General features: G+C 61.5%; 24 protein-coding genes and 1 tRNA gene. 6 read left to right on the top strand and 19 right to left on the bottom strand.

All coding sequences use genetic code 11. The features are described 5' to 3' along the window. The 3 genes from dapE to E9232_RS05660 all read right to left on the bottom strand — a co-directional run bounded on the left by dapE (position 1) and on the right by E9232_RS05660 (position 2,748). A complete protein-coding gene (dapE, locus tag E9232_RS05670) occupies positions 1-1,179 on the bottom strand; it encodes a succinyl-diaminopimelate desuccinylase (protein WP_309792641.1) in 1,179 nt (392 codons plus the stop codon). A gap of 202 nt (positions 1,180-1,381) precedes the next feature. Then, complete coding sequence (gene dapD, locus E9232_RS05665) at positions 1,382-2,224, bottom strand: 2,3,4,5-tetrahydropyridine-2,6-dicarboxylate N-succinyltransferase (protein ID WP_309792640.1); 843 nt, start codon at positions 2,222-2,224, stop codon at positions 1,382-1,384. A gap of 86 nt (positions 2,225-2,310) precedes the next feature. Further along, positions 2,311-2,748 carry a DUF4864 domain-containing protein gene (locus E9232_RS05660; RefSeq protein WP_309792639.1) on the bottom strand — a complete coding sequence of 146 codons (438 nt, stop codon included), beginning with the start codon at positions 2,746-2,748 and terminating at the stop codon, positions 2,311-2,313. Between the two features lie 212 nt (positions 2,749-2,960). On the opposite strand from E9232_RS05660, the gene E9232_RS05655 reads away from it, so the two are divergent. The 3 genes from E9232_RS05655 to E9232_RS05645 all read left to right on the top strand — a co-directional run bounded on the left by E9232_RS05655 (position 2,961) and on the right by E9232_RS05645 (position 4,271). Continuing rightward, a tRNA-Arg gene (locus tag E9232_RS05655) sits at positions 2,961-3,037 on the top strand. Between the two features lie 109 nt (positions 3,038-3,146). Continuing rightward, on the top strand, positions 3,147-3,656 hold the full coding sequence (locus tag E9232_RS05650) for a hypothetical protein (RefSeq protein ID WP_309792638.1): 510 nt from the start codon (positions 3,147-3,149) through the stop codon (positions 3,654-3,656). A gap of 33 nt (positions 3,657-3,689) precedes the next feature. After that, positions 3,690-4,271 carry a hypothetical protein gene (locus E9232_RS05645; RefSeq protein ID WP_309792637.1) on the top strand — a complete coding sequence of 194 codons (582 nt, stop codon included), beginning with the start codon at positions 3,690-3,692 and terminating at the stop codon, positions 4,269-4,271. A 114-nt stretch (positions 4,272-4,385) separates the two neighbouring features. On the opposite strand, the gene E9232_RS05640 is transcribed toward E9232_RS05645, so the two are convergent. Next, positions 4,386-5,072 (bottom strand): recombinase RecT, encoded by a 687-nt coding sequence (locus tag E9232_RS05640; protein WP_309792636.1) that lies wholly within the window; start codon positions 5,070-5,072, stop codon positions 4,386-4,388. A 1,467-nt stretch (positions 5,073-6,539) separates the two neighbouring features. Between E9232_RS05640 and E9232_RS05635 the strand changes: the two genes are divergently transcribed. Continuing rightward, on the top strand, positions 6,540-7,136 hold the full coding sequence (locus E9232_RS05635; RefSeq protein WP_309792635.1) for a hypothetical protein: 597 nt from the start codon (positions 6,540-6,542) through the stop codon (positions 7,134-7,136). A 178-nt stretch (positions 7,137-7,314) separates the two neighbouring features. Here the strand turns inward: E9232_RS05635 and E9232_RS05630 are convergent, their stop codons facing one another. The 15 genes from E9232_RS05630 to E9232_RS05565 form a co-directional block, all read right to left on the bottom strand. Further along, positions 7,315-7,761, bottom strand: a complete 447-nt coding sequence (locus E9232_RS05630; RefSeq protein WP_309792634.1) for a hypothetical protein — start codon at positions 7,759-7,761, stop codon at positions 7,315-7,317. Positions 7,762-7,827: 66 nt separating this feature from the next. Continuing rightward, complete coding sequence (locus E9232_RS05625) at positions 7,828-10,692, bottom strand: hypothetical protein (protein ID WP_309792633.1); 2,865 nt, start codon at positions 10,690-10,692, stop codon at positions 7,828-7,830. Between the two features lie 890 nt (positions 10,693-11,582). Further along, a complete protein-coding gene (locus E9232_RS05620; protein WP_309792632.1) occupies positions 11,583-12,347 on the bottom strand; it encodes a hypothetical protein in 765 nt (254 codons plus the stop codon). Positions 12,348-12,356: 9 nt separating this feature from the next. Further along, complete coding sequence (locus tag E9232_RS05615) at positions 12,357-12,482, bottom strand: hypothetical protein (protein ID WP_309792630.1); 126 nt, start codon at positions 12,480-12,482, stop codon at positions 12,357-12,359. Positions 12,483-12,810: 328 nt separating this feature from the next. Beyond that, positions 12,811-13,998, bottom strand: a complete 1,188-nt coding sequence (locus E9232_RS05610; protein WP_309792629.1) for a helicase RepA family protein — start codon at positions 13,996-13,998, stop codon at positions 12,811-12,813. After that, positions 13,995-14,564 (bottom strand): hypothetical protein, encoded by a 570-nt coding sequence (locus tag E9232_RS05605; protein WP_309792628.1) that lies wholly within the window; start codon positions 14,562-14,564, stop codon positions 13,995-13,997. Before E9232_RS05605 ends, E9232_RS05610 begins: the two co-directional genes overlap by 4 nt. 85 nt (positions 14,565-14,649) lie before the next feature. Next, positions 14,650-14,985 (bottom strand): hypothetical protein, encoded by a 336-nt coding sequence (locus E9232_RS05600; protein WP_309792626.1) that lies wholly within the window; start codon positions 14,983-14,985, stop codon positions 14,650-14,652. Then, a complete protein-coding gene (locus E9232_RS05595; protein ID WP_309792625.1) occupies positions 14,982-15,176 on the bottom strand; it encodes a hypothetical protein in 195 nt (64 codons plus the stop codon). The genes E9232_RS05600 and E9232_RS05595 overlap by 4 nt, the downstream gene beginning before the upstream one ends. Continuing rightward, the gene (locus E9232_RS05590; protein ID WP_309792624.1) at positions 15,173-15,370 is read right to left on the bottom strand and encodes a hypothetical protein; all 198 of its coding nucleotides are present in this window, start codon (positions 15,368-15,370) and stop codon (positions 15,173-15,175) included. Before E9232_RS05590 ends, E9232_RS05595 begins: the two co-directional genes overlap by 4 nt. Then, positions 15,367-15,591, bottom strand: coding sequence for a hypothetical protein (locus E9232_RS05585; RefSeq protein ID WP_309792623.1), 225 nt, complete (start codon positions 15,589-15,591; stop codon positions 15,367-15,369). The genes E9232_RS05590 and E9232_RS05585 overlap by 4 nt, the downstream gene beginning before the upstream one ends. Continuing rightward, positions 15,588-16,001, bottom strand: coding sequence for a hypothetical protein (locus E9232_RS05580; protein ID WP_309792622.1), 414 nt, complete (start codon positions 15,999-16,001; stop codon positions 15,588-15,590). The genes E9232_RS05585 and E9232_RS05580 overlap by 4 nt, the downstream gene beginning before the upstream one ends. Further along, the gene (locus E9232_RS05575; protein WP_309792621.1) at positions 15,982-16,236 is read right to left on the bottom strand and encodes a hypothetical protein; all 255 of its coding nucleotides are present in this window, start codon (positions 16,234-16,236) and stop codon (positions 15,982-15,984) included. Before E9232_RS05575 ends, E9232_RS05580 begins: the two co-directional genes overlap by 20 nt. 282 nt (positions 16,237-16,518) lie before the next feature. After that, entirely contained in the window at positions 16,519-16,692 is a 174-nt protein-coding gene (locus tag E9232_RS35785) for a helix-turn-helix transcriptional regulator (RefSeq protein WP_374710595.1), read from the bottom strand. 22 nt (positions 16,693-16,714) lie between these two features. After that, on the bottom strand, positions 16,715-17,989 hold the full coding sequence (locus E9232_RS05570) for a tyrosine-type recombinase/integrase (protein ID WP_309792620.1): 1,275 nt from the start codon (positions 17,987-17,989) through the stop codon (positions 16,715-16,717). Positions 17,990-18,308: 319 nt separating this feature from the next. Then, on the bottom strand, positions 18,309-18,698 hold the full coding sequence (locus E9232_RS05565) for a YciI family protein (protein WP_309792619.1): 390 nt from the start codon (positions 18,696-18,698) through the stop codon (positions 18,309-18,311). On the opposite strand from E9232_RS05565, the gene E9232_RS05560 reads away from it, so the two are divergent. Both E9232_RS05560 and E9232_RS05555 read left to right on the top strand, forming a co-directional pair. After that, positions 18,697-19,323 (top strand): glutathione S-transferase family protein, encoded by a 627-nt coding sequence (locus E9232_RS05560; RefSeq protein ID WP_309792618.1) that lies wholly within the window; start codon positions 18,697-18,699, stop codon positions 19,321-19,323. The two genes, E9232_RS05565 and E9232_RS05560, sit on opposite strands and share 2 nt — an antisense overlap. A gap of 127 nt (positions 19,324-19,450) precedes the next feature. Continuing rightward, positions 19,451-21,805, top strand: a complete 2,355-nt coding sequence (locus E9232_RS05555; protein ID WP_309792617.1) for an oxidoreductase — start codon at positions 19,451-19,453, stop codon at positions 21,803-21,805. The last annotated feature ends 200 nt before the right edge of the window (positions 21,806-22,005 follow it).

Below are 22,005 nucleotides of genomic sequence, written 5' to 3'. Positions count from 1 at the left end.
TCAGCCCCTCTCCGGGAAGCTGTCCTCGATCACCGCCCGGTAGATCCGGGTCAGCGTCTCGATCTCCTCGACCGGCACGTTCTCGTCGGTCTTGTGGATGGTGGCGTTGACCAGGCCGAGTTCGACCACCGGGGCATGATCCTTGACGAAGCGGGCATCGGAGGTGCCGCCCGAGGTGCTGAAGGCCGGGCGCCGCCCGGTCACCCGCTCGACCGCGCCGGCGACGCGACCGGTCAGCTCGCCCGGCGCGGTCAGGAAGCTGTCGGCCCCGTGGCGCAGGTCGAGGGTGTAATCGCCGCCGACCGCGTCGAAGCGGTCGCGCAGCCAGGCGCCCAGGCTGTCCGCCGTCCAGGTGTCGTTGAACCGGATGTTGAACACGGCGCGGCCCTCGGCCGGGATCACATTGGTGGCGGGGTTGCCGACATCGATGGTGGTGACGGCCAGGGTCGACGGGTCGAAATGTGTGCTGCCGCCGTCGATCTCCGGCCCCGGGGCCTCAGGCCCTCCCGGGCTCAACGCCGCCAGCATCCGCACCAGCCGGGGCAGGGGGTTGTCGGCCTTGTGGGGATAGGCGACATGGCCCTGGGCGCCGCGCACGGTCAGCCGGCCGGTCAGGCTGCCGCGCCGGCCGATCTTCATGGTGTCGCCGACCGTCTCGCTGCTGCTCGGCTCGCCCACGATGCAGGCGTCGATGGTCTCGCCACGCGACGCCAGGGCCTGCAGCACCTTCACCGTGCCGTTGATCGCCTCGGCTTCCTCGTCGCCGGTGATCAGCAGGCTGATCGATCCGCCGAACGCGGACCCGCGTTCGGCGATGAAGCGTCCGGCGGCGGCGGCGAAGGCAGCGACCGCGCTCTTCATGTCGCAGGCGCCGCGGCCCCAGATCCGGCCTTCTTCGATGCGGCCCTCGAAGGGCGGGAAGCGCCAGCGGGATTCGTCGCCCGGCGGCACCACGTCGGTGTGGCCGGCGAAGCAGAGATGCGGGCCCCCGGTGCCGATCCGGGCGTAGAGATTGTCGATCGGCGCCGTCCCCGGCGCCTCGAACCGCATCCGCTCGCAGCGGAAGCCCAGCGGCGCCAGCGCCGCCTCCAGCGCCGCCAGCGCCCCGTCATCGGCAGGGGTAACGCTGCGGCAGCGGATCAGGGCCTGGGTCAGGGCGACGGGATCGGGGACGGGCATGGCTCTGGACGTCTCTGTCGAAGCTCGAAAGGCTCCCCCCGGTCTGTCATGCCCGGGCTTGGCCCACAGGTCTCAATTTTCAATGTCATGCCACGGCTTGACCGTGGCATCCAGGGGCGGCCAGAGCGGGCCTTGGTGGCCCCTGGATTGCCCGGTCAAGCCGGGCAATGACATTGAAAATTTTGCATTCCCTCGACCACCGTCAGTCGCGCAGCAGCTCGTTGATCGAGGTCTTGGCCCGGGTGCGCTCGTCCACCCGCTTGACGATGACGGCGCAGGACAGCGACGGGCCCGGCAACCCGTCGGCCAGCGGCTTGCCCGGCAGGGCGCCCGGTACCACCACGGAATAGGACGGCACCCGGCCATAGCTGACGGTGCCGGTCTCGCGGTCGACGATCTTGGTGGTGGCGCTCAGGAACACGCCCATCGACAGCACCGCGCCGCGCTCGACGATCACGCCCTCGACCACCTCGGACCGGGCGCCGATGAAGCAGTCGTCCTCGATGATCACGGGGTTGGCCTGCAGCGGCTCCAGCACGCCGCCGATGCCGACGCCGCCCGAGAGGTGGCAGTTCTTGCCGATCTGGGCGCAGGATCCGACGGTGGCCCAGGTGTCGACCATGGTGCCGCTGTCCACCCGGGCGCCGACATTGACGAAGCTCGGCATCAGGACGACGCCCGGCGCGATGTAGGCGCTGCGGCGGACGACCGCGCCCGGCACGCTGCGGAAGCCGGCCTCGCGGAAGCGGTTCTCGCCCCAGCCCAGGGTCTTCGGCGCCACCTTGTCGTACCACACGGCGCCGCCCGGGCCGCCCTCGACGATCTGGCTGTCGGACAGGCGGAACGACATCAGCACCGCCATCTTCAGCCATTGATGGGCGTGCCATGCGCCGTCGACCTTCTCGGCGACGCGCAGCGTGCCGGAATCGAGGCCTTCCAACACCGCCTCGACGGCGTCGCGGATCGGGCCCCGGGTGGCGGGGGTCAGGCTGTCGCGGCCGGCCCAGGCCTGCTCGATGGTGGTCTTCAGCGCGATGTCGGTCATGACAAGGGTTCGGCAGTCTTACATGGCGGGGACCGCACGATGGGGCGCCCCCGTCGGCCTTGTCAACGTCGCCCTCAGACTAGGTATCATGCCGATGTGTCGCCGCTGCGGTCCAGCCGGCAGCCGTCGATTCGCCAGCTGCCGTCGGGCTGCCGCTCCATGAAGTATTCGGCGATGACGGGCACCCCGTCCGGCCCGACGAACAGCACCTTCTGCACGATCCGGCCCCCGGTGGTCACCAGCTCGCGGAAATCCACCGACCGCGGCCGGTAGACCGCGGGATAGCCGGTCCGGACCATGCCCAGGAAGTTGTCCGCCGTGCCGAACATGTGCTGGATGTTCGTGCTGGCGTAGCCGAAGGCCTCGGCGGCGCGGTCGCCCTGGAAGGCGTCCAGCTGTTTCCGGATGGTGCCGACGATGGCCTGCTTGTCGGCGTCGCCGGGCATGGCCTGCGCCAGCGCCGGCGGGGCGAACAGGAGAAGCAGGATAAGGACGCGCCCGAGGGCGCCGAGCACCAGCCGCATGACAACCTCCCCAGCCGTGTACCCGGTTCTACGAGAGAGATGGCCCCGGCGGATGTGGCGGCAAGCCGGCGCAGGCGGCCTGGCCCTGCGCATGTGCGGGGCGCATGACTCGCTACATGTCGGATCGATGAAAATGGGGCTTGCAATCGGGGGCGGGCATCGACTAGGTTCCGCCCGCTTGCAGACGGGGCGCCGCAAACGCCCCGCAGAACGCGCCCGTAGCTCAATTGGATAGAGCATCTGACTACGGATCAGAAGGCTAGGAGTTCGAATCTCTTCGGGCGCGCCATTTCTCTCAAGCAAATCAACAAGTTGTTGAAAGGCCGTTACCCCAGGTAGCGGCCTTAGTCTTTTGGGGGTAGCGTTTGGGGTAACCCTGACATGCGATTGGACAGGCCATGTCCCAGAGCAACCCTGAAGTCGACCCGTTCGAGGAATACTACAAGCCCATCGGCCGGCTGATCGTCGGCCAAGCCAAGTTCCATGCGTCATTGGTGCGGCGAGCTCGCGGCCTGGGCCTGACAGCCACGGAGAAGGCGGCAGCCAAGTTGAGGGCCGAGGATCTTCGGAAGCTGTACGCGGACTTCTTCGCGAATCAGGCCCTACCGGAGCGAGATCGACAGGCTGCGGCCGACGCGCTGCAGACGTTTGATGACGCCCAGCAAATGCGGAACGTGCTTGGCCACGGCGCGATATGGGAAAACACCCTAGTCGACGCGGCCCCACAGTTTGCGCACCTGCCTCGGATCTCCTTCAGGTACGTGAGTCAGAAGGCAAAAGATCCGTTTGCAGAATTTTCGAATTGGTCACCAACTGAGATATCGGGGATGGCCGATCGGGTCCGGGTCGCGCATATGGCTATGACGGAGGCATATCACGCGTGGCGCCATAATCGCTCCGCAACATAGATCCGATGGCATCGCAGATTTAAGGATAACATTATGGCTAGAAAAGTTACGAAATGGCCGCCTCCGGAATATGACCCGGTTTTGGCGGACTTCGGAAGAATAGTCTTCAACTTCAATGTGTTTGAACAGCACATGAGAACGATTTTGTGGTGTATTTTGTCGGAGGACCAAAACGATCAAAAACACTACGCGATCAACCTGAATATGGATATAAGGTCCATTGTCGATTCTATAAGAACCTACGCAATAGAGTTTTGCGATGGGGATAAACAACGGTCGCTGATTCACTGCTGCGATTTATTTTTCTCCGTAAAAGAATATCGTGATTTTTACGTAAACCATTTAAGTGGTCTCGTTACTAACGGAACCATGGAGCTCTATGTTGCAGATGCACAACCAAGAATAACGGATTATAGGAAGAGAATAACTGAAGCGGATGTCGAGTGGCTTCAGCAGCTTTGTTACGTGGGCAGCAACTACTCTGCAGAGGTATATGGCTTTGTAGCCGAGCAGCTTGGTCGCCTATCAGGCGGTGACAAGCCACGCGATTTGCCTACGCCCGTCCCCTTACCGAAAAAGTTGGACAGACAGGGAATCATTAGGCTCAAAAAATAGAGAAAGGGCCGCTCAAGAGGGCGGCCCTGTCTCACGTTTAGGGTCAATTGATGCGGGGCACCGCCGCCGACGCGCTCAGCATGGTGTTCTATGCGAAATCGATGACTTCGGTGATCATGCTGCGCGTCCTCCCGCCGCCTCGATCTCCAGCGCGCGGCGCAGCGCCACCGTCTGCGGCAGCGTCTTACACAGCTTGATCAGAACCGCCTTCAGGGCCATCGCGTCAAAGTGCGTCTCCCACGGCGTGTCCTTGATCTTGCCGGTCTTGAACGCCTTCCAACCATCAGTGCTGTCACAAATGCGCTCGACATCCTGATGAGTCATCACGACCGTTTCCCACTCGCCGCTTTCACGCCACTTTGCGCGGGCGTAGTAGGCGACAGGATGGCCCCGGTCGCCTTCAGCTTCTTCGTGGTGGAGCGGATCGGCCGTGAACGAGTCGTTGGAATAGACGATGTCGGCGAAAATCGTGCTCAACTCGCCCGGATGGCGGGCCAGCTTCAAGAGGCCCTTGTACATGATCCTGAGTCCGACCGTGCCATCCGGGCGCGGCACGAGGCAGGACTCGCCGAGAATGCCATCCGTCATCAGCCCCAGCCGCGCGGCTTCCTCGCAGGCGGCAAACAAACTGGTCCGGTCACAATCCAGCAGTTTTGGGTTTTGCGTCACCACCGTCTGTACCGTCCGGATGAACTTCCCGACCGGAATGTAAGCGGGAAGGGCGTCGCATAGGGCGGGCTCCATCGCGGCAATTTGCTTCTTGGCAATATCGAGTGGCCGTTCGGCCTCTATCGTGCACATGAACCTGTTCCCTGTATCCAGCCGCCCCATTCGGCGGCGACAGGGATATTGGCTGCGGATTCCGCGAAGGAGTCAAGCGATATATTCTTGCATTGTTCTGAGAGTTGATCCGATACCGCCAACGAGTTGTACGAATTTCGTACATCGACTTAGAGGACGGAGATACGAATTCCGTACATTACTACAGATGATAGAATGATGATTAGCGCCGCCGTATGGGCGGACGCAAGACAAGCGTCCTGGTCCGCCGCCGACGCTCAGATCGGCGGGTTTGGCTGTGGCGAATTTCGATGGATTTGACTGCGCCCGGTGGCCCGTGGATGGCCACGGCGGGGATTTCCGTATCGGTGTGACCCTCAGCCGCGTCGGTCGTCCTGCGCGCCCTGTGCGCGATTTCAGACGGCGGCGCGGCGGATAGGCCGAATGAGGGGCCTGGCAGGAAGGCGGATCAGGCGGCCAGGACGGACTCAAAGTCGGGCAGTGGCTTCAGCACAACCAATTTTATATAAATGCTATCGGCGTTTTAACTCAATTGGGCTGGATGTCCTTCTCACGCCCGAGGTCTAGGATGCTAGTCGTCGCGCACACGGTTTGGTCTGGCGTGACATTCAACTGCATTTATGCGTAGTTTTTGCTAAATATTCAAACGTAAATTGGGAGGACGCTGTGGCTTGGTATAAATATGACAAATATCTTCAGAAGAGCTCTGGTGATGCCTATGATTCGGATCATTCCCCCGGAACAAGTGTTCCCAATTCTGGAATCTACCGCTGTATGGGTTGTAATCGAGAGGTAACTTCAAATAAGGGCGATCCATTTCCGCCGCAGAATCATCATCAACACAACGGGACGCAAGGAACAATTCGCTGGAGATTAATTGTATACGCAGATCACAATCCAAAATAACGCAAATAGGGAAAGGGGAGCTCACCGCTCCCCTTTTTGTCATTAAATTGTTCTGAAGGAGGGTTAAGTGACTGCAACAGCGGATAGGGCGCGCGACGAGAAATCTTTCTCAGACATCCTGCGTATGATTGGCGTCGTCCAGATCGTAGGGGCTGTGGTGCTATGCGTAGCCACTTGGCCGGACAGTTCTAGTCTCTCATCGTACGGCGGCTCTGGTGCATTGCGCAGCACACTCATCGGGTGGTCGGTAGGGTATGCAGTAGCCGGGGCGGTAGCATCGGTTCTGTGGTTCGCTTTGGCGCATATCATCGAACAAAACGATGCAATCAGGCGCGCGATAACGTTAAGGAACGCCCAATCGCCAAGCGATGTGGATGCAGTCCGCGCGCCGTCATAGGTAAGATCGGCTGAGGGATGTATTGTATCGAGGTATAGTGTGGCAAAGTTATTGATGGAATTTGTTAACCGTGGTTTGAATTGGGCAGCGATTTTCCTCGTGGTGATGATGCTCTTGGGAGCACTGGGTTTCCGGTTCTAACTTATGGTTTGGAATCTTAGAAAATGGACCAGAAAGCTATCACAAAGGCTCGCGGCCGTCTCCGGATAGCCGAAAAAGCTATAAAGGAATTAGAGGAATGTAATAATTTTGAATCGTTTTGCGATATCTGGTTCACGTTTCTAACATCAGCCAAAGGTATCTACACAGTTCTAGAACAAGGCGCAAAGATATCACCGCAATCACGTCAATGGTTTGGCGCCAAGTCGGCCGAAAGACGAAATGACGAACTGCTTCAATACGTATATCAAGCGAGAAACGATGACGAACACGGCATTGAACCAATATCTAAAGAAGTGCCGGGACGTCTCTCGGTCGGAGTAAGAAAAGAAGGTTATAGCGATTCTATAATTTTTAACGCAAATCTTGAGAGAGGCGTCGGTAAAATAGAAATGCGCAGCCTCGATGGCAAACCGATTCTAATCGAACAAACCTTCCCTCACATTGCCCTAATTACGGTACGCGGACGAGGAAAGGATCTCTATGACCCACCAAAATATCATAAAGGAAAAATATTGACGGACATTTCTCCTTCAAATATAGCAAAGATTGCACTTAGTTATTTATCCGAATTGGTTGAGTCGGCGTCTATGCTTAGGTAGAACATAGCTCGGTATAAGCATTCCACCATGTATCTTGCGTCCCCCAGATATTGATGTTCTCTGATTTCAGATATACCAGCGTCAACCATCTTCTCTGTCACCACAACTTCCTCCATGGGCGCAACCAAACCGCAGTGGGTTCCACGGTCAACCCAGGCGCGATCCGCGACACACTCCATCAGCGCACCCCCGCCGCAACCTCTTCCACGGCCAGCCGCGCCACACCCGCCGGCGCACGCTTCGACGCGTCGCCGTATTCAATGGGGATAGCCTGGGGGGATGCGTTCGAAATCCAAAACTGTCGGAACGGATCCGAGAAGTCCGTCGCGTCGCGGCTGGCCCTGGAGATCGCTTCCGCGGCCGCACGGTTCGGTTCGGTGCCGAGAGCCATCTGAGCCGCGCCTGGCGTCTCAGGCCCCACAGGGCCGTTGGAAACGAGCTCTGGCGTGTCGCGGCTTACTCGCCAGCTCGCGACAAACTCGCCGGTGTCGACGGGACTGCGATCGAGGATTCGTTCATGGACGTCGGTGACCACGGACTCGACCTCATCGGCGACGGCGGCAATCATCTGTTTTTCGAAATCGGCAAATTCGGCGTCAAGGCCGGTGACATCGATTGTGATCATGTGAGCTCCAGGAATGAAAAAGCCCGCTCGAGGCGGGCTATGGATTGGGCGGGTGAGGGGAGGCGATCAGGCCAGCGCGTAGCCGATGACCGGAACGAACGTACCAGACGCCGCCACGCCACCCGTGAGCGTGCTCGCACCGAACGACAGAGCCGTCGACACCTTGGTGGTGACGATTGAGTTGCCGCCCGTTCCTGCGGTTTTTGCCTTCAGCGCAACGTTCCCGGCCGCAGCGAGCGCGGTGACGGTTGGATGCACTACCGTGCTGGCGCCGAAGTTGTCCCCGATCTGCAGCGGGTCCGCCATGACGGCCGCGACCAGGTTGTTGCGGGTCTTCAGCGCGCTGCCGCCGATCTTGATCGAATTGCCCCCACCCAGCGTCGTGTTGAACGTGTAAGTCACGGCGCCGATCGTCACCGTGTCGCCGTTGGCCGGGTTGCTGGAGAAGGTCAGCAGGCCAGTCGCCAGGCCGTCGCCGTTCTTCACGACGGAGCCCGCGTCCCGTTCGGTTCGGACGTTGGTGAACCGGATGATGTTGTCCGTAATGTCTCGAGTCTGTGGGACACCCGCGACCGTCAGCGTCGTAGCCAGGGCTTCAAGCTCTCTACCGCCTGCCGCTGGTGTGCCAATCCAACCATTGGTCAGGTCGAGCTCGCACAGCGCCATGCCGTCCGTGTACAGAGTCCGTACACCTGTCGTGCCGAGACCCTGAGGATCGAATCTAAAATCACTCACAATCGCGCGCTGCGTCCGCCCCACCGCATTGGCAGTCGCGACACCCAAGACAGCAAACTGCTCGGTTCCGCACCGCTCGATGCGGATGCCGTGCGCCTTCAGGTAGTCGTCCGACCCGACGTAGCCGCACTTCCAGCAATCATGGATGTAGACATTCTCCAGATAGAGTCGATTGGACCGGTTTGAGGCATCGAACACAATATCGAGAACGTGATCGGAAATCCCATCGCCGCCGCTGGCCCCGGCCTGAGATCCGGTATACGCAATTTCGAAGTTGCGCACTTTGGTGGTCAGGACCGAACCGGCCTGAAACGGCATATCGATGCGGGGAGTCCGCCCGATCCCGTCGCCGTCACTATAGAAGGAATGGCCGCCGTCAATCGTGTACTGTCCGTTTTCGACCTGGATGTTAGGATTATTGTATCCGCTCCACTCAAACACACAGTTGTTGATGGTGCCGAACCCGGCGCCGCCCGTGAACAGTGCCCCGGATGACCAGCGTAGGGTGAGGTTGTTTAGGTGGACCTCAGGGGCACCGATGACCTTAATGAGGCTAACCGCCCGCGAAACCACCAGGCCGTAGCCGCCAGTCGGATAGGCGTTCGGATCGGCGCTGGGCAGGCCATCTGGCAGGCGGAGGTAGATCTGGCCGCCCTGGCTAGCTGTGGACCCGGCCGTATCGCCCGCCATGTCCACGCCGCCGTTGGCGGTGCTGCGCGTGACCAATGCCTTATGGGGGAAGACGTACCAAGGCCGCGGATTCCAAGATAGGTTTGTGACGAATACTTGATTAGGATGCGATACAACGTCCAAACCATGTTTCGTCGGAGTAGTCCAAACCGTCCCGCCCGTGCTGCCAACAACTGTCCAGGTCGGCGTCTCGGCAAAATTAAAGCCATTTAGCGCCGTGTTGCCGCCCGGCAGGCCGTTGAGGGTCCAGCGCGGCGACAGGGTGTCCTTCATCTCGAGGTAGCCGTAGACGTTGTCAGTCAGGTTGGTAATCGTGATTGGCTGGCCGACGAGACCCTGACTTACAATAGTTCCGTTGACGTCGGTCAAAGACTTCAGCGGAGCTCTGCGGGTACCGTCCCCAGACGAAGCGACACCAGAGTGAACAAACAGAGTAGTTCCAGACGTCGCTCTCCGGGTGATCTTAGTAATGATCGCTGTCTGGCCGTTTGCGATCATCATGCCGATGACGACGGCTCCAGCCGAGGTGGCTGGCGTAACGGCGACATCACTAGATACCTGACCTCCGTCTTGGAAAATCTTGACTGCTAGACTTCGGTCGGACTGGACGTCGACCTGAAAACCGACAACGGTGTCATTGACGAAGGCCGGGGCAGAGAAGGCCGGGGCCACGGTGCGCGCGCCGTCCGAGCTCGTCCCGTTCGCGAGAGACGGATTCAGGATGGTGCCGCGGCGCACTAGGAGACGAGCGTTGGTGGAGATGTCTCCAGTCGTCGTCGGATCCGTTCCGATAAAGAACCCGGAATTCGACGTCATCGTCCCGGCGGTATACTTGCCCTCAATGTAGTAGCTGTCACCGGGCACCAAATCATAAGGAAGCTTGATGCCGACCGGCCACGGGCTGCTAAGACCAGCCAAACCCACAACCTGATATCCCGCTGTACTCGCCGTAATCGTGAAACGCGTCGCCGGCGTGCTGATATTTACCCAGGTCTGCGCGTAACTCGTGGTGTCAGCGAATGCGATCGGTCTCGGCGCCCCGGTAGCCAGATAGACCCCGTCATTGGCCGCCGCCGCCTGAGCGACTTTGGGCTGCATCGTGGCGACATCCGCCCGCAACCCACTCACCTGGTCCGCAGACTTCACCCAATGATCGCCACCGACGGCCGGGTCGTATCTCCACGTGCCGTTAATCGAACCGGCCGAATCCGCGGGGTCGTTCGTGACGGTCCGCATCACGCCAGTGGCGGGCACGGTCGGGGTCGCCGCGACCATCTGGGCCTTCGTGCTGTAGCCGAGCACGCCACCGGCAGATGCGTTCTGAAGGGCGATGATCCAGTCCGGCAACAGCTTGACGATGCCGTCGCCGTCGATGACGGACATGAGCGGCGCCATCTGATTGGCGAGATTCGTGGGGGTGATATTCGAGCTCGACCGGGCTTTAGTGCCGCGGATCTTGTCGATAGTAGAAACGCTAGGAAGATCAGTTTCGAAGATGCCGGCCATGAATTTTTTCCAATAAAAAAGCCCGCAACGGCGAACCGTGCGGGCTGGGTTGATGAGAAATTTCGGATTGTCTGGCCGGAAATCTGTCGGGTAGAAATCGGCTATTTACGGTTGTCGGGGAATTCGAAGTGGGTACCTACACACCCCCACCGAGCACTTAGGGCCGGGGAGGGCTAGCCGCCGTGGGTCCCGCGGCCCACGGAGGGCCTCGCGCCGGTGGTCGGTCACCAGGCGCTATGCCGGACGGATCGGCCGCCACGCGCCACGCCAGCGCGATCAGCGGACGTCGATGGGATGGTCGAAATCGCGATCTCTGATTAGGTAGCAGAGGGTGTGAGCGTTCAAAGCATTGAAAGAAAAGGAATTTCTTGGCGGTGCCGCATTGTCGGGTAACGCCGGGGTAATAGCGTCGCGACTTGGCATCGGCGGGGCCAGGGCAGGGGCGAGAGCGATGCCAGGATACCACTGCGCGAGTGTAGTGTGGTCCGGTTGACGATTGCGAGCGAGGCCGCGCTGGATACGCGCCGGACGGGATCGAGAGGGGTTTAGGTGCGGCCCGGCGACCGGGAGGCTTCTGGACGGTCGCCGAGACCGCTGCGCCGGGAGATGGAGGCTACCGGCGCCCGGCAAGGCTACCAGAGCCCGTCCGGATCACGTCTAGGAAGGTTTCCCGCCGCGTTGTCGGGCGCGGCGGTGAGATGTGGTGCGACCCGCCGAATCCGTTGGGGGACGAACCCGGCGGGCCGCGGGATGCCGGACAATCGGGCAATCATCCGACATAATAATCGTACATTATATTACGCCAGGGAGATGCAATATTTCTTTATGCACCACATTATCGTATGTTAATTCCCAGCCGTGTCGGGCGGCTGGGATGTCGGGACGATCAGTTAATCCCCGCGCGCAGTGACCTCGATGAAGTCGTTGCGCGCCAGATCGAACGACTCGACCACATGATCGAGAACCTGCTTGTGCGTCCGCGTCAGATCGCTGTGAGCGTCCCTGACGCGGCCCAGCACATCGGCGAGTTCGGGGTTAGCGCGCTCTCCTCTGAGCTTCTGCTGCTTTGCCACGATGTCATCAGACAGGCGACGCCACGGGCGGTTGATCTGGAGGCTGATGGCGATATTTCCATCTGCATTCGGCCTGTGAAAGTTCGGCATCGTCTCAAGCGCCTCGACGATTGCTTGAGCGTTCGGATGGCGGCCGATTTGTTCGCAAAAGTCCTGATACACGATCTCGAGTTGCATAGCGTCAAGATCACCGTATTTCTGCCAGATCATCAGTCCGAGCGGACCAATTGGGCCTGGCGTCGACACACCGGCCCGCTCCAGATCCGCGGCCATCCGATCGCGGCCGGAGGCGACAACGCCGAGCTTCGGACGCAGGGCCTCAACCTTGTCGCGTAGGGCCTCGCCGTGCTCAATTAGCAGCGTGGCACGGCGCTTTTCGCTGATAAGATCATCCGCCCGGATCTTTGCAGCTTTTTCGGCTGCTTCGTTGTAGATGGCCGTGAGCGCGCTGTGCATCTCCTTCGCCTGATGCATCGGTTCTGAGACCAGTCCGGAGGGGGGAACGCTGAACCATGGGGCGGTACCAACGGCGCCGATTTCGGAAAGGTGTGCGTCGTCGCGGATAGTAATTTTCTCGGACATTTTGCGTTCCTATTCTTTGATTGGGGTGGTGGCGATGGGGGCGGCCGGCACGTCGTCCGGCTCGAGTGCGGCGGGGACGATCACGCCGTCGTCGCAAAGCAGCAGCGGCACGCCGGTGGCTGTTAGGAGTTCCATGGGTCTCTCGTTTTTCTGAGTGGTTGGAATAGGGTGCGGGCGTCGATACCTGTCCCTCTTCTCAGGCCCCTGTCCCGGCGGCGCGACCGGGATCTGGCCTATGAGGAATAGAGTTGATGGCGCGGCCGGCACCCGGTTCTGACGGGCTTGCGAGGGGTGTAAGCAGGGTGTAAGCGATTTGGTCACTTACACCTGTAATTGCCTAAGGTGTAAGGAGTGTAAAAATGGTTCAATTCAGCCATTTCTCAGGGTGTAAGTACCTGTAATTGCCCACTTACACTTACACCTCCCACAGGGGGGGGTGTAAGGGGTGTAAGGGGTGTAAGCGCTATAGCTTCTGGCCGGATTTCGTGAGGCCGATTTGTCCGCTGTTGTAGTAGATTTTCCCGAGCCGTTCCAATTGCTGACGAAGGCGGGTGAAGAGGGCCGGATTGGATCCTTCCTCCAACACGCCGCGTTGAACGAGGATCGTCTTGAACGTGCCGAAATCGACCGTATCGCGATCGGTTCCGGCGAAGTGGTTGTGCAGGGCGCGAAGGCCCAGCGCCTGCCGATCATTCAGCTTCCCGGTCTTTTTCTTCGCTGGCGGGACGTCGACGTGCTGCACCACCGGGGCCAACATCTGCTCGCCGTCGTCATCCTCGCCGATCTCGACGTCATGCAGCGTCATCGCAAACTCGCCTTCTGATGCCCCGTCCTTTTGCTTGCTGAGGGTCATGCGGATTGTGCCATCTTCGTCAGCGCTGACGGCGAGCTCGGTATCGACGGCGGCGCGCAGAGCGGACGAGCCACGGGCGCCGCGGGTTTCGTCTTTGCCGCTGTGGTGGATCAGCAGGACGGCGGCACCTGTCTTCTCGCGGACGTAGTCGACGTTGGCCAGGAAGCGGCCCATGTCGCTGGCCGAGTTCTCTTCCGCACCAGCGAAACACCGGTGGACGGTATCGACAATGATCAGCTTGGCCGGTTGTCCAAAGCGCTCGACGGCAGCCTTCGTCATGCCGATCAGCGCCGTGGCGTCCGCCCGATCCTCTGCCGTTAGATTCAGGGCCACGGGAACGAGGCTGAAGGGTAGGGCGCCGGTGATGCCCCGATGCCGGCGGATGGCCTCCACGCGCCTCCGGAGGCCGTGAGCGCCCTCGGCCCCGACATAGATGACGGTCCCGCCGTCCACGTCCAGGCCGCGCCACGGTGTCGATGCGGCTACGGACGTGGCGAGGTCGAGCGCGGCGAAGGATTTGCCGACGTTGGATGGGCCGTAAATCATCGCCAGGGAGTTGGGCGCGAGAAGGCCGCGGACGAGAGTCAGAACCTCGCCCTGGGGAACGATATCCGGCCAGTCGATCACCGGCAGGGAGCGAGGCTGTTTGCCGGCCGGCAGATCGATCGGCTTCCCGGACTGGATGCTGAAGACGTTGCCGATCTCCATCTCGGCCCAGGGGACGAACGGTAGCGGGCCAGGCGACACGGATGAGCTGATGTTGGTGCGGACGTTGGAGTCATCGTGATCGGGCGTCATGCTGCGGACCTCGTCCGGAAATCCAAATGGCCGCCATCGATCCAACGATAGGCGGCCTCGCCGAGATGCCTGCGCGCCGTGTCCTGGGTTTCCGAGAACCGGTCGACGGCAGCGCCTTGCCGGGTCCTAGTCAGGTTCCACGCAATCAACCGGCTGGCAATGTCGAGGATGTCCTCGACGGCGGCCGGGGCCTTATACGCGGGATCCTGCGCCTCAACTGAATCGGCGATGGCGCGAAGCTGTGAGCACGTCCATCCGCGGATGAATTCCAGATCGTAGTGGCAGACCAAGGCTGAGTTGACGGAATCAAGCGGGGGGTTGAGATCAACCTGATTGCCCGTTTTGGCGCTCGCCGCACGGGCAGAATGTAAGGATTTGTCACGACTAAGCTTGGTGGCGTCGCCAGCCAGGTTGACAGCAGGTTGACGGCTGAAATCCGCAGGAATTCTAGACTCTATGCGGGAATTCGGTGCCGATGCTGTAGTTGATGCGACATTCTGCTTGACGGATCCGTCAAGGTGCGGATTTCTGGCTTGCGCCGGATCCGAATATTTGCTATTATCCATTCTATAGACAGACTCCATATCCCGCCGCCAAGCGGGTTTAAAATTGAAGCCGCCGAGCCCGACACTCGGCGGTTTTTCTTTTGTGTTAAGCCGAGTAGCCGAGGCCGGTACCGAGCTCGACGTGCGCATCCAAGTCGGCCTGCGGCGCATGCCAGAATTCTCCGCCGCGCATGCGGGCCTTCGTAACTTCGCTCTCCAGATCGCGCTTCTTCGCTGCAAACTGCTGCGGCGTGATCGGCCATCCGCTGGTGCCGTCGAGCGGCCCATACCCCGCCGCACTCCACCGCACCTTGAAGTCTGCAATCCAGCCCAGAACTTCAGCGCGCCTTTCCAGGTCGCCGGCATGCTCGTATCGTGCGGCCTGTTCGACGGCGCCTTTGTAGTAGACTTCGGCCTGACCGGGATTTGAAACGGGGATCATTGTGCGTTCTCCGGGATCTTCGTTCCGTGCTTGTCCGACGCCTCAATCAGCGCTAGGAGCAACGCATCGAAATAGCCGCTAATAGCCCGTCGAGCCGCCTTCTTGCTGGCAACAATCTGGTCGAGCAAGGCGCTCATGCAGCGCTGTTCGTCCGCGCGGTTTTCGATGATTTCATATTCCTGTGGTGTCATTTTCTCTTTTCCATTTCCTGTTCGATATTGTCGAGCTCGTTGCGAAAACGTCTAACGGCCCATTTCAAGCTGAAACAACTGTCGTCCAGCTTGTTCCGATAATCCCAGATCTCAAATTCCGCTTTGTTCAGCTGGTCCTCTACGGCGGCGCGTTCGGCGTGGAGTTGTTCGATTGTCAGGCTTCGGAGCGTCATGCCGCCCTCCGCCGAGGCTCATCCTCGATGCGCAATCTCCGGGCGCCGTCCTCTCGCCGTAGCCGGGCATGGGCCAACCGCTTCTCCGCTAGCCGCAAACCCTCCGCAGCGACACGGCGGCCGGTAGCGCAGAGGTCGGCCGTGGCGACGTGCTGCTGCAAAATCGCGACGGCATTGGCGTACGCAAAGACAGCCTCTCCGATATTGGCGAATGTCGTCATGCCACCATCCTCCGGCGATCGATGCGGCCAGCCCATTCCAGCCAGGTTGCGAGGTATTCCGTCCGGGCAGCGTTCAGAGTCGCCGACCCGGTCACGATGTCCTCGCCGGCAGCGGCATCGACGTCGAAAGAGAAGTCGATCAGAGCTTGCTCGAGGTCGGCATTAGAGAGGATGGCGGCAGCCTGATTGGCCTGGGATCCGGCGATGGACTCGTTCACCTCTTCGGCGATCTTCTTGGCGATGCCGGCGATCTCCGCGAAGGCGGCGTCCGGCACCGACTTGGATGTGTCCTGCCGTGTGATCACCGCGGCGAAGATAGATCGTGCTGCGATGGCGGGATGGGGTCGGCGACGGTTAGGTCGGTCGCGATCAAGGAGTCGCTGTTCACCGTTACGGTTCGGTTGGTTCATCGTTGAATATCCATTGTCTATTTTGTTCGTTTCGCGCCCACCACTGGAGAAATTCCCGCTCAATAAACATGAGCCTCGGGGCGCCGCTTGGTCTCAGTCCGGATGTAACCGGCCTCGGGAATGTCTTTTCTCGACGCGCCAACTTGGGAAGACTTCGAACGTCTAGCACCAGAATCTTTGCGACCATCTGGGGGGTCATCAGCCGATAGGCCGAAATATCGATCTTATCGATCATGAAATACTCCCCTCACGGGCATAGGAAATCCGCCGCTCAGACGATTGTCTTGCGGTGGTTCAGATATAGAAATTTCAGATTACCAAAGCACCTTAGCACAAATTCTAGCAAGTAGCAACATTATCGACATTTTTGAAATACCGAAAATGTGGATAACTTTGCCGTGACTGGATAGGTGAAAGCGGCGAACGGCCCGCAAAGGCCGGCGCTTGTCATCAATTCTGTTCTATTCGAATAGATGCGCAGTCGGGTCGGGTGGCGGGGAGGGGGCGACGTCCGCGTTCATGCCTCACCCCGCGTCTCGAGCCACGCCACGACATCGGCCTGTCGCCAACCGATGCGGGCGGGTGACAACCGGATCGGCTTAGGGAACTTGCCGTCCTTGGAGAGGCGATGAATGTGTCTCTGCGACAGGCTCGTTAGAGCCGCCGTATCATCAATTTTTAGAATCTGCATAACGGGGATATCCTCATCGAAATCACTCAGAGGACTCTTCCATATTCTTAGAAGTTGACTCCGTGTCAATCACTTTCGTGCCAGTGATGGACTCCACATGTCGCGACCACTGTTCAGCCAGTGCCCGGACTTCCTTTTCATATTTATATGTCTGATATATGCGAACGATACCGGACCGCGATCCGGACTCATGGCCTAGCCATTGCTCGATCACTACTGGCATGACACCGAACGGCTGACACCCGCTTGCCGCCGATCTGCGAAGGTCATGTAGCGTGAAATGCGGCATCTCCGCCACCGTTGACAGGTCGCGTCCCGCCGCCTGGGCATCGCGCGCACGAAGCCCCATGATGTTTGTCCGAAGCCGCGTCATGGCGACTGAGACGCCTGAGAAGGGTTTGTGCCCATTCGTCGTCGAGAACAGATACGGCCCCTTATGCTTCGGGAGGTCGGCGAGGATCTGCTGCGCGAGAGGAGTGAGGGGGATATTGCGCGGCGTGTCGGTCTTCGTCCTTTCGGCAGACAAGACGAGGTTGTCGCCCTGAACCTCCACTTTGGTCGCCGAAATGATTTCGTCGCGCCTAGCAGCCGTCACCATCAGCAATTTGACGGCCGAACCGAAGGGGCCAGGTTCGACGCTGGCTGCGCGCCAAACTTCTGCCAACTCGGAGTCCGACAACGCACGGGTGCGTTCCTTCTCGGCGTTCTGAAACTCCATAAGGTTCATCGGGTCGGCGGCGAGGATCCCGCGCACCCCTACGCACCACCGAAAGAACCGCCGCATATGGGCCTGTGTGCGGTTCGCGGCGATCTTGGCGCCCCGATCCGAGATTGCATCGATCACAGCCACAATGTCCGGACGCGTGATGTCGGCTAGGGCGCGGTCACCTAGCTTCGGCAGCACGTCCTTGTTGAAGATCCGTTCGACCTCAGTCGATCGGCGATTCTCGGACTGATCTCTCTTCAGCCAGTCCTCCACGGCCTTGCGCATCGTGCGCTGCTGGACGGGCAGGGAGGTGCGGGCAACGATCTTATCGGCCGCAGGGTCGCTGCCCAACGTGACGGCGTCCAGAGCCTTACTAGCGGCCTTACGGGCGCCATCCAAAGACACTGCCGGATAGCGACCAAGAGTGAGCCGCCGCTGCTTGCCCTGATGACGGTAGACAACCGTCCACGTTCCGGAACCTTCGTCTCCGTCGCCCACCCTCAAACTGAGACCATTCGTGTGCGTGTCGCGGATCTCAATGCGCTTCCCAGTCGGTGCCGGCTTAATGGCTTTAAGGTATTTGTCGGACAATCTCAAACTAGGCATTTCCTGTTACCCCCAAAATCAGAAAGCGCGTTCGGGTAACATGGGGGTAACGCGCGCCGATGGCAAGGGGTGTCCATCCTTGGCAATCGGAGTCATGACAAACGGCGTAAAAACAATTGGTTGCGTTCGATTTTCAGGATTCTTCCCGAGAGATTCAGCCACTTGGTTTTGACTACGGATCAGAAGGCTAGGAGTTCGAATCTCTTCGGGCGCGCCATTCTCTGCAAGTCTCCCCCGGGAAGCCGCTACCGCCGCGTAGCGGCTTTTGCTTTTGGGGCCGGTGTCGGCCGGCCACCCATCCGCGTCACGGCAGCCAGGGATTGAGCGTGCGGACGCCGGTGGGGTCGAAATCCGCCGTGTTCCGGGTGACCACGGTCAGGCCGTGGACGAGCGCGGTGGCGGCGATGAGGCCATCGCGGATCGGCCTGGGATCGGGGACATGGAGGGTGGCGTTGCGGCGGGCCGCCGCGGTGTCCAGGTCAGCGGCTTCCAGCGCCTGAAAACCGCCCATGTATTCCTTGGACCCCAGGTGTGGCCCGTCGGTGATGAGCGCCTCACCGCCGGGCTGCGCCCGCAGCGATCTCGTGTTGCTTGCCGCGAGTTCGGCCAGATCGGCAGAGGCAGGTGGTGTTGTATGAGCAGATCCAAGCCCGCGGAGAGCGCCGGCTTCGTCCTGACCGGAGGCGTTCGCCATGATCCTGATCGGCCAATATGATTCGCCCTTCGTCCGCCGCGTCGGCATCGCCCTGACGCTGTACGGCCTGCCGTTCGAGCACCGGCCGTGGTCGGTGTTCGGCGACCCGGAGAAGATCCGGCCCTACAACCCGCTGCTGCGGGTGCCGACGCTGGTGCTGGACGGCGGCGAAGTGCTGATCGAGAGCCACAGCATCATTGACCATCTCGACAGCCTGGTGCCCGCCGAACGCGCGCTGTTCCCGCGTGGCGAGCCGGCCCGGCGCCAGGCGCTGAAGGTCGCGGCCCTGGCGACCGGGGCGGCGGAAAAGGCGGTCAGCCTGTTCTATGAGCTGCGGTTGCATCGCGAGGTGTCCGATGTCTGGGTCTCGCGCTGCGGCGCCCAGATCGCCGAGGCCCTGGCGGTGCTCGAGGCCGATCGCGCCGGCAGGGCCGGCGACCACTGGTTCGGCGACCGCATCGGCCATGCCGACATCGCCGTGGCCACGATGCTGCGCTTCCTGGCCGAGGCCCATCCCGGCCTGGTGCCGATGGCGGGCTTCCCGGCCCTGGCCGCCCATGCCGCGCGGCTGGAGCTGCTGCCGGCCTTCCAGGCGATCCAGCAGCCCTTCATCCCGCCAGCATAAGGGGCCGCCGCGGTTCCCCGTGGCGGCTCCTTCGTCACAAAATGCTTTAAGTATAAAACAATTCGGCTTAAGCTCCCTGCCATGGGGCCGGGACCGCGACCTCCGGCCTTCGCAGGGAGACGGACTGATGCGGATCACGGTTGTCGGCGGCGGCCCCGGCGGTCTGTACTTCGCCCTTCTGACCAAGAAGGCGCGGCCGGACTGGCAGGTCGCGGTGCATGAGCAGAACCGCGCCGACGACACCTTCGGCTTCGGCGTCGTGTTCTCCGACGACACGCTGGACGAGTTCCTGTCGCGCGACCCCGAATCCTACGAGCGCATCCGCGACCGCTTTGCCTATTGGGACGATGTCGCCATCCACTACCGGGGCGAGACCATCCGCTGCGGCGGCAACGGCTTCTGCGGCACCTCGCGGATGACGCTGCTGCAGATCCTGCAGGGCCGTTGCCGCGAGGTCGGGGTCGAGCTGTCCTTCGCCGAGCGGATCGACCCGGCGACGCTGGCGGAGCGCTTCGCCGATTCCGACGTCATCGTCGCCGCCGACGGCATCAACTCGCCGATCCGCGAGCATTTCCGCGACGCCTTCCAGCCCGAGGTCTCGCTCAAGGCCAATCGCTTCTGCTGGATGGGCTCGACCCGGCCGATGGGCGAGTTCAACTACTTCTTCCGCCAGACCGAGCACGGCGTGATCTGCGCCCACACCTATCAGTACGAAAGCGGCGACGGGGCCGGCCGGTCGACCTGGGTGTTCGAGATGGACGAGGCCTGCTGGCAGGGCCATGGCTTCACCGAGGCCGACGAGGAGGGATCGCGCGACCGGCTGGCCGCGATCTTCGCCGAAGAGCTGGAGGGCCACCCGCTGCTGCTGAACCGATCGATGTGGCGGCGCTTCCCCCGGATCTTCTGTGAGCGCTGGTCGCATGGGAACATCGTGCTGCTGGGCGACGCCAAGGCCTCGGCGCATTTCTCGATCGGCTCCGGCACCAAGCTGGCGATGGAATGCGCCATCGCTTTGTCGGATGCGGTGGTGGCCCAGGCCGAGACCAGCGTGCCGGACGCCTTCGCCGCCTATGACCGCGCCCGTCGCACCCCGTGCCAGGTCACCCAGCACAATGCCGACGTGTCGCTGGCCTGGTTCGAGCACATGAACCGGTCCTTCGACATGGACCCGATGCAGTTCGCCATGGTGGTGATGTGCCGGGCCAAGTCGATCACCTATGACAACCTCCGCATCCGCGATCCGGAGTTCGTGCGCCGGGCCGACGACGCCTTCTACGACCGGCTGCTGCGCGAGACCGGCGACGATTACCGCCGCAGCCGGCCGACGCCGATGTTCACCCGCTTCCGCCTGCGCGGCATGGAGCTGAACAACCGGGTGGTAATGGCGCCGATGGCGCAGTATTCGGCCGATGCCGAGGGCAACCTGACCGATTGGCATTTCGTGCACTACGCCTCGCACGCCGTCGGCGGCATGGGGCTGATGTTCGTCGAGATGACCTGCCCGTCGCCCGACGCGCGGATCAGCCTGGGCTGCCCCGGCCTGTGGACCGACGCGCAGGAGGCGCAGTGGACCCGGCTGGTCGATTTCGTCCACGGCAGCACCGAGGCGAAGATCGCGATGCAGCTCGGCCATTCCGGGCGCAAGGGGGCGACCCAGCTGGGCTGGGAGAAGGCCGACCATCCGATCGTGGATGCCGGGGCCGGCTGGCCGGTGGTCTCGGCCTCGCCGCTGCCCTGGCTCGACGGCATCAGCCCGGTGCCGAAGGAGATCGACCGCGCCGACATGGACCGGATCACCGCCGAGTTCGTGCGGGCGACGCAGCGGGCGGCGCGGGCCGGCTTCGACCATCTCGAGCTTCACTGCGCCCATGGCTACCTGTTCGCCTCTTTCCTGTCGCCGCTGACCAACACGCGGACGGACGGCTATGGCGGGTCGGTCGAGAACCGGCTGCGCTATCCCTTGGAGGTGTTCCGGGCGATGCGGGCGGTCTGGCCGGAAGACCGGCCGATGTCGGTCCGCATCTCCGCCACCGACTGGAAGGAGGGCGGCATCACCGAGGCCGACGTCTTCGCCGTCACCGAGGCCTTCCGCGATGCCGGCTGCGACCTGATCAACGTCTCGGCCGGCCAGACCGTGGCCGACCAGGAGCCGGTCTATGGCCGCATGTTCCAGGTCCAGTTCGCCGAGGCCATCCGCAACGTGCCGAAGATCGCGACCATGGCGGTGGGCGCCATCACCGAGGCCGGCCAGATCAACACCATCCTGCACACGCGTCGCGCCGATCTGGTGGCCCTCGGCCGGCCGCATCTGTGGAACCCGGCCTTCACGCGCCAGGCCGAGGCCTGGTACGGCACCAAGACCCAGGCTTGGCCGAAGCCTTATTGGCCCGGCCGCGACCAAGCCTTCCGGGAAGTGTCGAAGGCGGCCGAGAAGCAGGCCGAGTTGCAGGTGAAGGCCCGGCCGCGGCGGCACGCTCGGTAGCGGACGAGTCCCTTAACCTGTCATTGCCCGGCTTGACCGGGCAATCCAGGGCCACCAAGAGCCGCTCTGGCCGCCCCTGGATGCCACCCCTCGGACTTGATCCGGGAGCAAGCCGTGGCATGACAAAAAGGGGCAGGGGCTCATGCTCTTCGATCAATGAATGCAGTTGCACATGACTCGCATCACCTGCAGCGGGCTTG

The sequence above is a fragment of the Inquilinus ginsengisoli genome, from assembly GCF_031453975.1.
GTDB classification, from domain to species: Bacteria; Pseudomonadota; Alphaproteobacteria; order DSM-16000; family Inquilinaceae; genus Inquilinus; species Inquilinus ginsengisoli_A.
Note: the sequence above shows the minus strand (reverse complement) of the source record. Positions and strands in the feature narration are given on the sequence as shown.

Bases quoted from the DNA above. Each gene is read 5' to 3' on its own strand.
- dapE (WP_309792641.1), bottom strand. From the start codon at position 1,179: ATGCCCGTCCCCGATCCCGTCGCCCTGACCCAGGCCCTGATCCGCTGC.
- dapD (WP_309792640.1), bottom strand. From the start codon at position 2,224: ATGACCGACATCGCGCTGAAGACCACCATCGAGCAGGCCTGGGCCGGC.
- E9232_RS05660 (WP_309792639.1), bottom strand. From the start codon at position 2,748: ATGCGGCTGGTGCTCGGCGCCCTCGGGCGCGTCCTTATCCTGCTTCTC.
- E9232_RS05650 (WP_309792638.1), top strand. From the start codon at position 3,147: ATGTCCCAGAGCAACCCTGAAGTCGACCCGTTCGAGGAATACTACAAG.
- E9232_RS05645 (WP_309792637.1), top strand. From the start codon at position 3,690: ATGGCTAGAAAAGTTACGAAATGGCCGCCTCCGGAATATGACCCGGTT.
- E9232_RS05640 (WP_309792636.1), bottom strand. From the start codon at position 5,072: ATGTGCACGATAGAGGCCGAACGGCCACTCGATATTGCCAAGAAGCAA.
- E9232_RS05635 (WP_309792635.1), top strand. From the start codon at position 6,540: ATGGACCAGAAAGCTATCACAAAGGCTCGCGGCCGTCTCCGGATAGCC.
- E9232_RS05630 (WP_309792634.1), bottom strand. From the start codon at position 7,761: ATGATCACAATCGATGTCACCGGCCTTGACGCCGAATTTGCCGATTTC.
- E9232_RS05625 (WP_309792633.1), bottom strand. From the start codon at position 10,692: ATGGCCGGCATCTTCGAAACTGATCTTCCTAGCGTTTCTACTATCGAC.
- E9232_RS05620 (WP_309792632.1), bottom strand. From the start codon at position 12,347: ATGTCCGAGAAAATTACTATCCGCGACGACGCACACCTTTCCGAAATC.
- E9232_RS05615 (WP_309792630.1), bottom strand. From the start codon at position 12,482: ATGGAACTCCTAACAGCCACCGGCGTGCCGCTGCTGCTTTGCGACGAC.
- E9232_RS05610 (WP_309792629.1), bottom strand. From the start codon at position 13,998: ATGACGCCCGATCACGATGACTCCAACGTCCGCACCAACATCAGCTCA.
- E9232_RS05605 (WP_309792628.1), bottom strand. From the start codon at position 14,564: ATGGATAATAGCAAATATTCGGATCCGGCGCAAGCCAGAAATCCGCAC.
- E9232_RS05600 (WP_309792626.1), bottom strand. From the start codon at position 14,985: ATGATCCCCGTTTCAAATCCCGGTCAGGCCGAAGTCTACTACAAAGGC.
- E9232_RS05595 (WP_309792625.1), bottom strand. From the start codon at position 15,176: ATGACACCACAGGAATATGAAATCATCGAAAACCGCGCGGACGAACAG.
- E9232_RS05590 (WP_309792624.1), bottom strand. From the start codon at position 15,370: ATGACGCTCCGAAGCCTGACAATCGAACAACTCCACGCCGAACGCGCC.
- E9232_RS05585 (WP_309792623.1), bottom strand. From the start codon at position 15,591: ATGACGACATTCGCCAATATCGGAGAGGCTGTCTTTGCGTACGCCAAT.
- E9232_RS05580 (WP_309792622.1), bottom strand. From the start codon at position 16,001: ATGAACCAACCGAACCGTAACGGTGAACAGCGACTCCTTGATCGCGAC.
- E9232_RS05575 (WP_309792621.1), bottom strand. From the start codon at position 16,236: ATGATCGATAAGATCGATATTTCGGCCTATCGGCTGATGACCCCCCAG.
- E9232_RS35785 (WP_374710595.1), bottom strand. From the start codon at position 16,692: ATGCAGATTCTAAAAATTGATGATACGGCGGCTCTAACGAGCCTGTCG.
- E9232_RS05560 (WP_309792618.1), top strand. From the start codon at position 18,697: ATGATCCTGATCGGCCAATATGATTCGCCCTTCGTCCGCCGCGTCGGC.
- E9232_RS05565 (WP_309792619.1), bottom strand. From the start codon at position 18,698: ATGGCGAACGCCTCCGGTCAGGACGAAGCCGGCGCTCTCCGCGGGCTT.
- E9232_RS05555 (WP_309792617.1), top strand. From the start codon at position 19,451: ATGCGGATCACGGTTGTCGGCGGCGGCCCCGGCGGTCTGTACTTCGCC.